General features: G+C 71.4%; 14 protein-coding genes. 8 read left to right on the top strand and 6 right to left on the bottom strand.

Going from position 1 to position 13,956, the window contains the following annotated elements; all coding sequences use genetic code 11:
• Window positions 1–252 precede the first annotated feature (252 nt).
• Entirely contained in the window at window positions 253–963 is a 711-nt protein-coding gene (locus tag ACZ6TB_RS20445) for a dTMP kinase (protein WP_465556108.1), read from the bottom strand.
• A gap of 166 nt (window positions 964–1,129) precedes the next feature.
• Here ACZ6TB_RS20445 and ACZ6TB_RS20450 point away from each other — a divergent pair, with 166 nt between their 5' ends.
• From ACZ6TB_RS20450 to ACZ6TB_RS20480, 7 genes are all read left to right on the top strand, one after another.
• Window positions 1,130–1,720: a nucleotidyltransferase family protein gene (locus ACZ6TB_RS20450; protein ID WP_465556109.1), complete on the top strand. Its 591-nt coding sequence runs from the start codon at window positions 1,130–1,132 to the stop codon at window positions 1,718–1,720.
• Window positions 1,717–1,968 carry a hypothetical protein gene (locus ACZ6TB_RS20455; protein ID WP_465556110.1) on the top strand — a complete coding sequence of 84 codons (252 nt, stop codon included), beginning with the start codon at window positions 1,717–1,719 and terminating at the stop codon, window positions 1,966–1,968. The genes ACZ6TB_RS20450 and ACZ6TB_RS20455 overlap by 4 nt, the downstream gene beginning before the upstream one ends.
• The gene (locus ACZ6TB_RS20460) at window positions 1,965–2,708 is read left to right on the top strand and encodes a metallophosphoesterase family protein (protein WP_465556111.1); all 744 of its coding nucleotides are present in this window, start codon (window positions 1,965–1,967) and stop codon (window positions 2,706–2,708) included. The genes ACZ6TB_RS20455 and ACZ6TB_RS20460 overlap by 4 nt, the downstream gene beginning before the upstream one ends.
• Window positions 2,709–2,747: 39 nt before the next feature.
• Complete coding sequence (locus ACZ6TB_RS20465) at window positions 2,748–2,891, top strand: GPGG-motif small membrane protein (RefSeq protein ID WP_179855124.1); 144 nt, start codon at window positions 2,748–2,750, stop codon at window positions 2,889–2,891.
• A gap of 162 nt (window positions 2,892–3,053) precedes the next feature.
• On the top strand, window positions 3,054–3,941 hold the full coding sequence (locus ACZ6TB_RS20470; protein WP_465556112.1) for an MHYT domain-containing protein: 888 nt from the start codon (window positions 3,054–3,056) through the stop codon (window positions 3,939–3,941).
• A 16-nt stretch (window positions 3,942–3,957) separates the two neighbouring features.
• Window positions 3,958–4,674, top strand: a complete 717-nt coding sequence (locus ACZ6TB_RS20475; protein ID WP_465556113.1) for an HD domain-containing protein — start codon at window positions 3,958–3,960, stop codon at window positions 4,672–4,674.
• Between the two features lie 9 nt (window positions 4,675–4,683).
• Window positions 4,684–6,303 (top strand): glycoside hydrolase family 13 protein, encoded by a 1,620-nt coding sequence (locus ACZ6TB_RS20480; RefSeq protein ID WP_465556114.1) that lies wholly within the window; start codon window positions 4,684–4,686, stop codon window positions 6,301–6,303.
• Here ACZ6TB_RS20480 and ACZ6TB_RS20485 read toward each other — a convergent pair.
• The 3 genes from ACZ6TB_RS20485 to xylA are packed head-to-tail and all read right to left on the bottom strand — an operon-like array spanning window position 6,235 to window position 10,291.
• Window positions 6,235–7,674, bottom strand: a complete 1,440-nt coding sequence (locus tag ACZ6TB_RS20485) for an MFS transporter (RefSeq protein WP_465556115.1) — start codon at window positions 7,672–7,674, stop codon at window positions 6,235–6,237. The genes ACZ6TB_RS20480 and ACZ6TB_RS20485 overlap by 69 nt on opposite strands.
• A 10-nt stretch (window positions 7,675–7,684) precedes the next feature.
• Window positions 7,685–9,085 (bottom strand): xylulokinase, encoded by a 1,401-nt coding sequence (gene xylB / locus ACZ6TB_RS20490; RefSeq protein ID WP_465556116.1) that lies wholly within the window; start codon window positions 9,083–9,085, stop codon window positions 7,685–7,687.
• Between the two features lie 18 nt (window positions 9,086–9,103).
• Entirely contained in the window at window positions 9,104–10,291 is a 1,188-nt protein-coding gene (gene xylA / locus ACZ6TB_RS20495) for a xylose isomerase (protein ID WP_465556548.1), read from the bottom strand.
• A gap of 149 nt (window positions 10,292–10,440) precedes the next feature.
• Between xylA and ACZ6TB_RS20500 the strand changes: the two genes are divergently transcribed.
• Entirely contained in the window at window positions 10,441–11,478 is a 1,038-nt protein-coding gene (locus tag ACZ6TB_RS20500) for an ROK family protein (RefSeq protein ID WP_465556117.1), read from the top strand.
• A 25-nt stretch (window positions 11,479–11,503) separates the two neighbouring features.
• Here ACZ6TB_RS20500 and ACZ6TB_RS20505 read toward each other — a convergent pair whose 3' ends face one another.
• Window positions 11,504–11,986, bottom strand: coding sequence for a MarR family winged helix-turn-helix transcriptional regulator (locus ACZ6TB_RS20505; RefSeq protein ID WP_465556118.1), 483 nt, complete (start codon window positions 11,984–11,986; stop codon window positions 11,504–11,506).
• Window positions 11,987–12,080: 94 nt separating this feature from the next.
• A complete protein-coding gene (locus ACZ6TB_RS20510) occupies window positions 12,081–13,790 on the bottom strand; it encodes a VWA domain-containing protein (RefSeq protein ID WP_465556119.1) in 1,710 nt (569 codons plus the stop codon).
• Window positions 13,791–13,956 lie beyond the last annotated feature (166 nt).

The following is a 13,956-nucleotide window of genomic DNA, read 5'->3' on the forward strand; positions in this document are numbered from 1 at the left end:
GGAGGTAAGCAGAGCCAGCAGTGGGCGAGCCCGGAGGTAAGCAGAGCCGGAGGTAAGCAGAGCCAGCAGTGGGCGAGCCCGGAGGTAAGCAGAGCCAGCAGTGGGCGAGCCCGGAGGTAAGCAGAGCCGGAGGTAAGCAGAGCCAGCAGTGGGCGAGCCCGGAGGTAAGCAGAGCCGGAGGTAAGCAGAGCCGGAGGTAAGCAGAGCCGGAGGTAAGCAGACAGCGGCTGGCTGAGGGTGGCGGGCGGCGGTCTACAGGGCCTCGGCCAGCTGGTAGCCGAGGGCGGTCGCGCCGGCGAGCAGCGGGGCGCCGGCCAGGATCATGGTGCGGACTCGGGAGCGGGCCGGGGTGACGGGGGCCGGGAGCGGCAGGCGGGCGCGGATCTCCGCGGCCACCTCGGCCGGGGTGCCGTTGGCGTCGATGACGACGAAGTCGTCGTACTCGGGGAGCGAACGATAGGCGGCCTCGGCGGCGGACAGGTAGTCGGTGGTCTCGTGGTCGTAGCCGCGGCGCTCGATGCGGTCGTGGGCGGTCTGCGGGTCCACGGCCAGCAGGAAGGTCACGTCCGGGCGCGGGAACAGGCGGTAGGCCAGGCGGGCCCGGCGCTCGGCGTGCGGGGCCGCGGCCCGGGCACGCAGGCTCGCGTACTGGCAGGCGGCGTAGCGGTCCATCACGGTGATCTCGCCGGTGAAGGCGCGGCGCAGCAGGGTGCGCAGGATGGCCAGCCAGCGCAGCAGCGACTCGACGAACAGCATGCCGGGGCGGCCGAGCAGGTCTTCGGCGTCGTCGCCGCGGCCGAGGCGCTGGGCCAGGCGGCCGAACCAGCGGCGGCCGCCCGCGTTGCGGCGGTAGGCGGCTCGCAAACCCGAGGCGGCCAGGTCGTCGGCGAGGCGGTGGGCCTGGGTGGTCTTGCCCGATCCGTCGATGCCGACCAGGGCGATGGTTCGTGGCTGGCGGGTCATGCCTACCAACGGTAACCGGGCCTGGCCAGGGCGTTTCACAGCGACGGTGCTCATTCCGTACCAAAATCGGGTGTAGCAGTTGATTTTGACGTGAGGTTCAAGGGTAAGCGGGCCCGGGTACGGCACTACGGCACGGACCGCACACACGTCGAACAGGAGAACGCCCATGCCGCACCACGTGGACGAAGGCTTGGCCGGCACGCTCAAGCGGGTGGCCTCCACCCTCAAGGCGGCCGACATCCCGTTCGCGCTCGGGGGGAGCTTCGCGGTGTATGCGCACGGCGGTCACTCCAGCGACCACGACGTCGACTTCCTGCTCCGTGAGCAGGACGCCGAGCAGGCGCTGAAGGCCCTCTCGGCGGTCGGCTTCCGCACCGAGCAGCCCCCGGAGGACTGGCTGGTCAAGGTCTACGACGACGACCGGATGGTGGACCTCATCCATCGGCCGGTCGAGTCGCCGGTCACCGACGAGACGCTGCGCGACACCGAGCTGATCTCGGTCGAGGCGATCAGCATGCCGGTGATCTCGGCCACCCAGCTGATGATTCACAAACTGCTGAGCTACAGCCAGCACTACTGCGACTTCGCCACCGGCTTCCCGGTGGCTCGGTCGCTGCGTGAGCAGATCGACTGGGCGCGGGTCCGGCGGGAGACGACCCGATCGCCGTACGCCGAGGCGTTCCTGATTCTGCTCGACCGGTTGGACGTCGTTCCCTTCGGTGGGAACGAGCCGGATGGGGGTAGGGGAGACAGATGAGCACTCAACTCGACGAATACCTGGAAGCCGAGATCCAGAGCCTGCTCACCGACGGGCGGATCGCCGAACTCGGCATCACCGTGCACCGCCGCGAGCACGTGCTCGTGCTGGGCGGCGAGGTGGAGAGCCCGCACCGGCGGGACGAGATCTGCCGGCAGATCAACGAGCGCTTCCCGGACGTGCAGATCACCTGCGACATCGGCATCACCCGGGCCCAGGCGCCCAGCGAGGTGGAGGAGATTTCATGATCAGGATCGCCGCCGTGGGCGACGTGCACGTGGACGAGGACGTGCTGGGCCGGTTTCGGCCGGCCCTCGAGCAGCTGCCCGAGCGGGCCGACGCGCTGCTCGTCGCCGGCGATCTGACCCGGCACGGCACCGTCGAGGAGGCGCGCTGCTTCGCGACCGAGTTCGGCGGGCTGGGCGTGCCGGTGGTGGTCGTGCTGGGCAACCACGACCACCAGAGCGACCAGCAGGCCCGGGTGACCGAGGTGCTGACCGAGTCGGGCATCACCGTGCTCGAGGGCGAGACGACCGTCCTCGAGCTGCACGGGCACCGGCTCGGCATCGCGGGCGTGAAGGGCTTCGGCGGCGGGTTCGCGGGCGCGTGCGCCAGCAACTTCGGCGAGCGCGAGATGAAGGACTTCGTGGGCACCACCGAGGTGATCGCCGAGCGCCTTCAGGACGCGCTGCTGTCGCTCCAGGTCGACGCGCTGGTGGCGCTGACGCACTACGCCCCCGTGCCGGACACGCTGCTCGGCGAGCCGCTGGAGATCTACCCGTTCCTCGGTTGCTACCAGCTCGGCCGGGCGATCGACGCGGCCCCGACGGCGCTCGCGCTGCACGGGCACGCCCACCACGGGTCGGAGCGCGGGCGTACGCCGGGCGGGGTCCCGGTGCGCAACGTGGCCCACCCGGTGATCAAGCAGGCGTACAACGTCTACCAGCTTCTTTCCGAAGAAGTCGATCTCGAACTGGTCGCCACGTAAGTGGGTTTCCTTTTCGGGGCGTCCGGGTAACCGGTCTGCATGGACGTTCTCCTCTGGATCCTCGCAGTCATCCTGGTGGTCGCCGGCATCCTCGCGCTGTTCCGGCGGCAGCTCCTCTGGGGCATCGTGTTGATCATTGTCGGCCTGCTGGTGGGCCCCGGCGGTGTCAGCATCTTCACCTGATCATCGCCACTCCCCCCGAACCGAACCGAAGAACCGGGATCGCCGACATGGCGGTCCCGGTTCCTCTTTGTGATGGGCCCGCACACAGCGTGCGATGAGCGTCCGCGTATTTGGCCGTAAATCACCTGCGAATATTCGTCGATCTTTCGCGAGGTTGCCGCAGTGACCGAGGTCCATCACTTCACGTACGGTGTCTTCAACCCCCTCGCCGCCTACCTGCTGGCCTACTTGGGCTCGTTCTTCGGGCTGCTCTGCACGGCCCGCGCCCGGGACGCCCGCACCCGCGGCCGGCGCAACCGATGGCTGGGGATCGCCGCGTTCGCCATCGGCGGCGGCGCGATCTGGCTCATGCACTTCGCCGCGATGCTCGGCTTCGACGTGCCGGCCAGCCCGGTCCGCTACGACCTCCCGATGACCCTGCTCAGCATGATCGCCGCCGTCGTCGCGGTCGGGCTCGGCCTGCTGATCGTCGGGCACGGCAAGCGCAGCCTGCCCAAGGTGATCGTCGCCGGCACGCTGACCGGTGGGGGCGTGATCGTCATGCACTACACCGGCATGGAGGGCCTGCACGTGGCCGGCCACATGAGCTACAACCTGTCGCTGGTGGTGGCCTCGGTGATCATCGCCGTCGTCGCGGCCACGGTCGCGCTCTGGTTCGCCGTCTCGGTGCGCGGCTGGGCCCGGGTCAGCCTCGCCGCCGGGATCATGGGGATCGCCGTGTGCGGCATGCACTACACCGGCATGGCGGCGATGGCCGTCCACCTCGACCCGGACGTCGTCGCGCAGGTGCACGGCATCACGCCGCTCACCATGATCGTCCCGATCACGCTGATCACCGCGGCCACGATCGTGGGGGTGGCGCTGAGCGCTCTCCAGGCGATGACCGAGGAGGAGTTCACCGACGGCGCCGGCAACCCGAAGCGGGGCGTGCACGCCGAAAGCAGTAACGCCTGGTCACTCAAGCAGGCGTCGATCGCCACGCCGGCCGCGCCCGGCGCCCGGCGCCCGTCACCCCGGCCGGTCCCGATGCGCTCCACCACCGGGAACTGACCATTAAAGTGTCGGCATGGCGCCACGGATGCTGCTGTCGATGCCGTTGCATGCGATCACCGAGGTCTATGGCGTGGAGGGGCTGCGCGAGCGGTTCCTCCTGGAGGTGGAGTCGTTCCCGCCCGAGGAGCGCGACCAGCTCGTCACGGCGCTCGACCTGGCCGCCAAGCTGCACGCCGACGACCGGCGGGTGCGCGAGCCATACCTGAACCACTTGCTGCGGGTGGCGATCCGCATCATCAAGTACTACGGCATCCACGACGTCGACGTGCTGACCGCGGCCCTGCTGCACGACGCCGTCGAGGACCACCCCGCCGAGCTGGGCATGCTCGCCGAGGGCACGCACACCGAGCTCACCGAGGCGGCCATCGCCGAGCTGACGCGGCGCTTCAACCCGCGGGTGGCCGAGCTGGTGCGCTCGGTCACCAACCCGGAGTACGACCCCGAGCGCGACCGCCACGAGCAGTACCGCGAGCACGTGGCCGCCAGCCTCGAGCGCGACCCGTGGGCTCGGGTGATCAAGGTGTCCGACTTCACCGACAACGGCGTGGGCGTCGTGCACACCACGCCGGCGAAGGCGTTCTCGTCGGCCACCAAGTACCGCCCGCTGGTGCCCAAGCTGCGCGAGCTGGTCGGCCGGCCGGACACGCCGCTCTCGCTGGCGGCCAAGGACCACATCCTCGACCAGCTCGACCTCGCCGAGGAGAGATTCGCCGCCATCCTCGACGACTAGCCTGGCGGCATGGTCAACCAATGGTGGCGCGACGCCGTCATCTACCAGGTCTATCCCCGCTCGTTCGCGGACAGCGACGGCGACGGGATGGGCGATCTGCCCGGCATCACCGGGCGCCTGCCCCGCCTCAGGGACCTCGGCGTCGACGCCGTCTGGCTCTCGCCCTTCTATCCCTCCCCGCAGAACGACGCCGGCTACGACGTGGCCGACTACCGCTCGGTGGACCCGCTCTTCGGCGACCTCGGCGACGCCGACAAGCTGATCGCCGAGGCGCACAACCTGGGCCTGAAGATCATCGTCGACCTGGTGCCGAACCACACGTCGAGCGCGCACGAATGGTTCCGGCAGGCGCTGGCCGCGGCGCCGGGCAGCCCCGAGCGCGACCGCTACATCTTCCGCGAGGGCCGCGGCCCGGACGGCGCGCTCCCGCCCAACTCGTGGACCAGCATGTTCGGCGGCAGCGCCTGGGAGCGGGTGCCGGACGGCCAGTGGTACCTGCACCTGTTCGACATCAGCCAGCCCGACCTCGACTGGGGCAACCCCGAGGTGCGCGCCGAGTTCGAGGCCGTCCTGCGGTTCTGGCTCGACCGGGGCGTGGACGGCTTCCGGGTCGACGTCGCGCACGGCCTGGTCAAGGAGGCGACGCTGGCCGAGTACGACTACCCCACGTCGGTGCTCGGCGGGCTCGAGCCGGTCGGCCCGCCGCCGCCGATGTGGGACCAGGACGGCGTGCACGAGATCTACCGGGAGTGGCGGCGACTGCTCGACACGTACGCCGGTGGCCGCATTCTGGTCGCCGAGGCCTGGGTGCAGCCGGCCGAGCGGCTCGCCCGCTACGTGCGGCCGGACGAGATGCACCAGGCGTTCAACTTCCTCTACCTCGAGGCGCCGTGGCGGCCGGCCGCGCTGCGCGACACGATCAACACCACGCTCGAGGCGAACGACGAGGTCGGCGCGACCACGACCTGGGTGCTGTCGAACCACGACGTGGTGCGGCACGCCAGCCGGCTCGGGTTCCCGGCCGGGCAGGGCCGGCTGCACGGCGTCGGCCCCGAGGACCCCCAGCCGGACACGGCACTCGGCCTGCGCCGGGCCCGCGCGGCCACCCTCCAGATGCTGGCGCTGCCCGGATCGGCCTACCTCTACCAGGGCGAGGAGCTCGGGCTGCCGGAGCACACCACCATGCCGCACGAGCACCGGCAGGACCCGGCCCGGCCGCGGTCGGGAGGCACCGTGGTCGGCCGCGACGGCTGCCGGGTGCCGATCCCGTGGGAGGCGGACGCCCCGTCGTACGGCTTCGGCCCCTCCGACGCGAGCTGGCTGCCGCAGCCGGCCAGCTGGGCCGAGTACGCGCTCGACCGTCAGCAGGGCGTCCCCGGCTCGACCTGGGAGCTCTACCGGGCGGCGCTGGCGGCCCGCAAGGAGCACGCCCTCGGCCACGGCTCGATCGCGTGGCAGCAGGCGCCCGACGACGTCCTGGCGTTCCACAACGGCGACGTGCTGGTGCTGACCAACTTCGGCGCCGAGCCCGTGCCGCTGCCGGAGGGCGCGACCGTGCTGCTAACGAGCGAGCCCCTCGACGCCGACGGGCGGGTCCCCACCGACGTCACCGTCTGGGCTTTGACGTAAGTCGGCCGCGGCCAGCAGGGCGTTGTGCGTGTCCCGCATGTCCTTCGCCACCGTCCTGCTGGCCAGCCAGAACATCACGCCGGTCGGCACCCAGAAGAACTGGAAGGCGGCGAGCCCGGCGGCGTAGTTCAGCGGCGGCGGGAACGCGCCGGCCAGCCCCCGGAACGCCACCGCCACCATCGCGTTGCCGCCGGCCCGGCCGAAGCCGTTGACCAGGTTGCCGAGGCTGTAGACGGTGCCGCGGTGCTCGGGCGGGTTCACGTCGGCGATCAGCGCGAACCAGTTCGGCGAGTTGGCCGAGGTGAGCATCAGCGCGAAGACGGCGATCGCGAGGCAGAAGCCGACGGTCGGCTCGGTGAAGACGTCGGTGAGGACGGCCCGGATCACGGTGCCGGAACCGGCCCCGTCGGGCACGTCGATGGTCATGGGGACAAAGAACAAAACCAGATAGAAGGGTACGGCCGAGAGCACGCCGACGGACGCGACCAGTGCCCGGCCCCGAGGCGTGCGGCGTTGCAGCCGGTCCCCGACCAGCCCGCCGAGGATGCTCAGCGCCCCGCCCAGCTGGAACAGGGTGGCGAAGACGCTGCCGACCAGGACCGCCGTGCCCGGCGAATAGCCCTGGTCCTCGGCCCGGGCGCGGAACAGGATCGGCAGCCAGACCAGCGAGCCCAGCGCGATCTGCGCCGAGAAGCCCTGGAAGATCAGCCAGACGTTGGTGCGCCGGCCGAGGATCACCGGCAGGTCGCCGACGTGGATCCGCTCGTCGTACTCGACGCCGGCCAGCTCGGGCTGGCTCTCGCCGCGGGGCACGTTGTAGGTGAACAGGTAGGCGATCGTGGCGATCACGCCGGCCGCGGCGGCGACCAGGAACGGCTTGCGCCAGTCGTTGTGGCCGAGCAGGCCGCCCAGCAGCGTGCCGGCCAGGGTGCCGACACCCTGGGAGAGGCCCCAGAAGCTCATCACCAGGCCGCGGCGCTTCGGCGAGATCAGGTCGCTGACCACGGCGAAGCTGACCGACGCGACGGCGCCGAGGCCGAACGCGGCCACCACCTGGGCGAGCAGGAACGACGGGTAGCCGGTGGAGAGCCCGGACCAGGCGGTGCCGGCGACCCAGATGGTGGTGCCGAGGATGAGCACCGGCTTGCGGTCGGTGCGATCCCCGGCGTACGCGAAACCGATCGCCGCCACCGCACTGATCAGGAACATGATCGTGGTCGCCAGCGCGATGTGTCCCTCGCCGACCCCGAACGTGTCGCCGATGCTGCCGTAGAGGGGCGGCACCAGGCCGATCGCCACGTTGTCCAGCGACGCCAGGATCACGAAGACCACGACGCTGTAGACGCGGTGCGCGGTGCCGCCCTTGCTCACCCGAGGAAGGTTAGCGGGGACGGTCGATGACCGCGTCCTGAGCGGCCGCGTACTGCTCGCGGATCAGCGGGACGGGCGTGGCGTCGTACGTCTCCGGTGTCTCGGCCGACCAGACCGGCGGTTCCTCGCCGCCCTGGGCCACCCACGCGGCCTGGCGGGCGGCGCCGTCCGCCACGTACTCCCCCGGCGGCGGGACGAGCACCGGCAGGCCGAACAGCTCGGGCGCGATGCGGCGGACCGCCTCGCTGCGCGCGCCGCCACCGACCAGCACGATGCGGTTGGCGGTGGCGCCATGCCGGACCAGCGCGTCGAGGCCGTCGGCCAGCGCGCAGAGCATGCCCTCGACGGCGGCCCGGGCCAGGTGCGCCGGGTCGGAGGTCTTGAGCGTGAGGCCGTGGATCGCGCCCGTCGCGTCCGGCCGGTTCGGGGTGCGCTCACCCTCGAGGTAGGGCACCAGGACCAGGCCGTCGGCCCCGGCCGGCGCCTGCAGGGCCAGCCGGGAGAGGTGCTCGTGGTCGACGCTCAGCAGCTTGGCCGCCGCGTCGAGCACCCGGGCCGCGTTGAGCGTCACCACGATCGGCAGGAACCGGCCGGTGACGTCGGCGAAGCCGGCCACCGTGCCGCTCGGGTCGTCGGGCGACACGCCGGAGCTGACGAAGACGGTGCCCGAGGTGCCGATCGAGACGACCACGTCGCCGGGGCCCGCGCCGGTGCCGAACGCGGCCGCCGCGTTGTCGCCGGCGCCGGGGCCGAGCGGGGCGCCGTTGGGCAGGTGGCCGGCGACGCCGGTCGGGCCGAGCACCTCGGGTGTCGCGATCAGGCGGCCGAAGCCGAGCTCGAGCAGGTCGGGCCGGTACTGGTTGGTCTTGGCCGACCAGTAGAGCGTGCCGCTGGCGTCGCTGCGGTCGGTCCGAAGCGTCGCGATGTCGGTCGACCCGGAGAGCTTCCAGGTCAGCCAGTCGTGCGGCAGGCAGACGGCGGCGACCCGGGCCGCGTTGGCCGGCTCGTTGCGGGCGAGCCAGCGCAGCTTGGTCAGCGTGAAGCTGGCCACCGGGACGATGCCGACGGCGTCGGCCCACTTGTCCCCGCCGCCCAGCTCGGCGATGAGGTCGGCGGCCGCCCCGGCGCTGCGCGTGTCGTTCCACAGCAGCGCCGGGCGGACCACGTCGCCGTTCTCGTCCAGCACCACCATGCCGTGCTGCTGACCCGCGACCGAGGCCGCGGCCACGTCGTCCAGGCCACCGGCCTGGTCGATCGCCTCTTGCAGCGCGGCCCACCAGGCGTCCGGATGCACCTCGGTGCCGTCCGGATGGCTCGCCCGGCCCTGGCGGACCAGCTTGCCGGTCTCCGCGTCGCGGATGACCACCTTGCAGGACTGGGTGGAGCTGTCGATCCCGGCGACAAGCGTCATGTCAGTTGGCCTTCGGGCTCAGTTGGCTTTGAGAACGTGGTCGATGGCGAGCTGGTGGAGCTTGACGAAACCGTAGCCCCTCTCCCCCTTCGCGTCCGCGTCGAAGTCCTCGAAGGCGCTGCGGTCGTCGAGCAGGTCCTGGTAGCTCTCGCCCTGGTTCAGGGTCGGGGTGTTGAGCTCGGCCACGCCGCTGGCGGCGAGCGCCTCCTGCACGGCCGGGTCGGCCCGGAACGCCTCGGCGCGCTCCTTGAGCAGCAGGTACATCCGCATGTTGGCGGCGGCCGACGCCCAGACGCCGTCGTAGTCCTCGGTGCGGGACGGCTTGTAGTCGAAGTGACGGGGGCCGTCGTAGGCCGGCCCACCCTGCGGGCCGCCGAACTCGAGCAGGTCGACCAGCGCGAACGCGTTGAGCAGGTCGCCGTGGCCGAAGACCAGGTCCTGGTCGAACTTCGGGCCGTGCTGGCCGTTCAGGTCGATGTGGAACAGCTTCTTGTGCCACAGCGCCTGGGCGATGCCCTGGGCGAAGTTGAGGTTCGACATCTGCTCGTGGCCGACCTCGGGGTTGATGCCGAACAGCTCGGGACGCTCGAGGTCGTTCACGAACGCGATCGCGTGGCCGGCGGTCGGCAGCAGGATGTCGCCGCGGGGCTCGTTGGGCTTGGGCTCGATGGCGAAGCGCAGGCCGTAACCGCGGTCCTCGGAGTACTGCGCCAGCAGGTTGAGGCCCTCGGCGTAGCGGTCGAGCGCGGCCCGGATGTCCTTGGCCACGTCGTACTCGGCGCCCTCACGGCCGCCCCACAGCACCAGGGTCTTGGCCCCGAGCTCGGCGCCGAGGTCCATCTGGCGCATGACCTTGCGCAGCGCGTAGCGCCGGACCGAGCGGTCGTTGCTGGTGAAGCCGCCGTCCTTGAACACCGGGTGGGTGAACAGGTTGGTGGTCACCATCGGGACGATCATGCCGGTCTCGTCGAGCGCCTTCTTGAACCCGGCGATGACGCCGTCCCGGGTCTGGGCGTCGGCGCCGAACGGCACCAGGTCGTCGTCGTGGAACGTGATGCCGTAGGCGCCGAGCTCGGAGAGCTTGTGCACCGCCTCGACCGGGTCGAGCGGGGCGCGGGTGGCGTCACCGAACGGATCGCGGGCCTGCCACCCGACGGTCCACAGGCCGAATGAGAACTTGTCTTCGCGAGTGGGCTGGACCGGCACGGTTGCCTCCACGTAACAGATCGGATTTGTTTATTGGTTGAATTATTTGACCGCGGTGTGGCATTGTCAAGGCCGTGAGCGGCCGTCTTCTCAGTGCTTCCCGGGCTCCCGTCCGGCAATCGAGCGTGCGAGCCCACAATCTCGCGCTCGTGTTGCAGACAGCGGCAAACAGCGCGAACCGCCCATCGCGGGCCGCGATCGCGGCCGCCACCGGGCTGGCCCGGGCCACCGTCTCGGCGCTGGTCGACGACCTGATCGCCGGTGGGCTGCTGACCGAGCACGACCCGGCGCCGCGCACCGGGGCCGGGCGTCCGGCCGCCGGGCTGGCGCTCAACGCCGAGGGCCCGGCCGGCCTCGGCCTCGAGATCAACGTCGACTACCTGGCCGCCTGCGTGGTCTCGCTCACCGGGGAGGTACGGCACCGGTTCGTCGAGCACGGCGACCAGCGCCCGCTCTCCCCCGCCGCCACGCTGGACGCGCTCGGCGCGCTGGCGCAGCGGGCCCTGTCCGCCGCCGCGGCCGACGGGCTGACCGTGGCGGGCGCCGCGCTCGCGGTGCCCGGCCTGGTCGCCGCCGACGGCCTGGTGCGGGTGGCGCCCAACCTCGGCTGGCAGGACGTGTCGATCCCGCCGCTGCTGCCCGGCCTGCCGCTGATGGTCGACAACGAGGCGAACCTGGCCGCCCTGGGCGAGCTGCGGGCCGCCCCCGACGGCAACCAGACGTTCCTGTACGTCTCCGGCGAGATCGGCATCGGCGCGGGCATCGTGCTGGACGGCGAGCTGTTCCGCGGCGTGCGCGGCTGGAGCGGCGAGATCGGCCACGTCACGGTCTTCCCCGACGGCCGGCCGTGCCGCTGCGGCGCGAACGGCTGCCTCGAGCAGTACGCGGGCCAGGAGGCGATGGCGGCGGACGCCGCGCTGGCCGCCTCGGCACTCGGCATCGCCCTGTCGGCGGTGGTCAACCTGCTCGACGTCGGCACGATCGTGCTGGGCGGCGCCTACGCGCCGTCGCTGCCCACGCTGGCCGCCGGCATCGAGACCGAACTCGCCCGGCGGGTCCTCACGGCCGGCCTCGCGCCGGTCTCGCTGCGAGCGGCCACGCTGGGCGCGGACGCCGCGATGCGCGGCGCGGCCGACACGGTGATCCAGGCCGTACGCGACGATCCCGCCGCCTGGCTGAGCCGCTGACCGAGCCGGCCCCGCCCGCGGTGGGTCAGGCGGTGCGGGCCGAGGCGGGCGCGGCGGCGGTGGTCTCGCCGTCGGCGGCGGCCTCGGCGTACTCGGTCAGGCCGCGCAGCAGGGCGGCTCGGCCGGAGCCGGACATGCGCTCGAGAGTGGCGGACAGGGCCAGGCGCCGGATGTGGCGCAGCTCGGCCAGCAGGGCCCGGGACGACGGGGTCAGGTAGAGGGCGATCTCGCGCCGGTCGGCCCGGCCCGGGACGCGCTCGACCATGCCCGACGCCACCAGTCGGTCGCACAGGCGGCTCGCGGAGGAGAGCAGCATGTTGAGCTCGGCGGCTAGACCGCCCAGATTGACGCCCTCGGCCCGCTCGACGGCGAGCAGGGCGTTCAGCTGAGGCCAGGACAAGCGCGGGGTGACCTGCTCGCGCGCCTGATCCCAGGCGAACAGCAGGGCTTGCGCGGCGTCGTCGATCGCCGCGGCGTGCATCGGGTCCGGCCCTTCGTGAAGCGCCATGGTGCAGCAGACACTACCCTGCGGCGGCTCACGGAGGCAGCAACGGCCGCCACCGCAAGCGGTGACGGCCGTTGACTCGTACGTCTGCGGGGTCTTAGTTCGCCCCGGAGCGCGACGCGATCGCCTCGAGGAAGATCTCGCCGATCTTCGCGGGGTCCTCGGCGATGAACACGCCACCCGCGCTGGTCGGCTTCACGATCGTCTCGAGCTCTTTCTGGTTGACCTCGGTGCCGATACCGATGACGACCACACGCACCGGCCGCTTCGGGTCGTTGAGCTGCTTGAGCTTATTGACCAGAGTCTGCTGGCTGATGCCGTCCGGGTTCTTGTTCTCGCCGTCGGTGAAGAGGATGACCGAATTGATCTTGCCCGGCTCCCAGGAATTCTGCACCCGCTGGTAGGCGGCGAGCAGCGTGTCGTAGAGACCGGTCTGACCACCGCTCTTCGGCACGATCTTGCCGATCGACTTCTCGAGGTCACTGCGGGCCGAGGAGAGCGGGCTGATCGGCACGATCTCCTTGTACGGTTTCGTGCCGTCCATGTTCGTGGAGAACAGCCAGACACCGACGGCCCACTTGTCGTCGAAGAGATCGAGACCACCCTTGGCCGCGCCTCGGGTGACCGTGGCTCGGTCGGCGCCGCCGGCCGTGGGCACGGGCGTCTGCATCGAGCCCGACACGTCGAAGACGGCGAGCACCCGGCCCGGCAGCGTGATGGCGGCCCAGCTGCCCAGCACCTGGCTGAGCGCGCTGGCCTCGAGGCCGGCCGCGGCCGAACCGCCGGACGACTTGCCCTCGGCGCCGCTGCTGCTGCTGATCGCGGGCGATGCCTCGGGCGCGCCGAGCGGGGCGGCGAACCCGGCGCCGGCCGAGCCGTCCGGAGCCCGCAGGCCCGCGGAGGCCAGCGCGTTCTTGAACGAGGCGGTGGCGAGCTGCTGGCGCAGGCCCTGCGCGGCGGCCGACTTCTGCAGGTCGACCTCCGGCATGATCGCGTACGGGTAGTCGAGCGGCAGCGGGCTCGGGTCGAGGTAGAGCGCGACCAGAGGCACCGGCGGCTTCTCGGCGTTGTAGGCGACCACGTCCTCCTCGGACAGCGGCGCGGCGCTCAGGCTGGTCGCGATGTCGTTCGCGTCGGCCGAGTGCGGGAACTTCTGGAGAAGGTCGTCACGCAGGGCGGACGCGCTCTGCGCCAGCGCCTTGACCGCGCCGACCTTGGCCTGCTGCGCCTTGGCCCCGGCGCCCGCCGCCTGACCCAGCGCGAGCAGGCCGGACAGGCCGGTCGCGTCGCGGGTCGGGTCGACCAGGCCGGTGCGCAGCTGGGTGCTGGTGGTCAGCTGGGTGAGAAGGTCCTTCCAGCCGAGCTTCTTGTTGGGCCAGCCGACCCGCTCGGCGACCGGCTGCGGCATCGCCACCACGACGGGGCTCTGCGCGATCGGCTTGCCGTCGGTCGGCACGAAGCCCGGCGCCTCCTGCTTGAGGCGCAGAAGCCAGGTGGACGAGTCGGCGATCCAGACGTCGGGCACCTTCACCGACTCGGGAGCGGCGCCGAGCCCGGTCAGCGTGACCTTGTGCTCGCTCGCTACCGCCGCGGCCATGGTCGCGGGGTTCACCGCGTTCACGGTGACGGCGACACAGGTCCCGTTGACGTTGGCGCCGTCCTGGATCCAGCGCTGCGCCGTCTGTTCGACGGCAGGCGCAATCTCCGTCGCGGCGGCGACGGTCAACCGGACGGAGCCGGTGCATCCGGAGTCGGACAGTTGTTGGTAGCCAAGGTACGACCCGGCAATGACGACGATGATCGCCATCGCTGCCCCAACGACGCCCGCTCCTCGGAAATTAAAGTTTCGACGATGGCGGCCTGACACGCGCTCTATAGTGCGCACCCGGGAACCTGAGCGCCATATACGTTCGGCGGAAAGTTACTCGGATTAGGTCATCTGCCCGACAAAATTACGCACCGTGCTGACGTCC

It is taken from the genome of Actinoplanes sp. NPDC051537 (genome assembly GCF_055586105.1).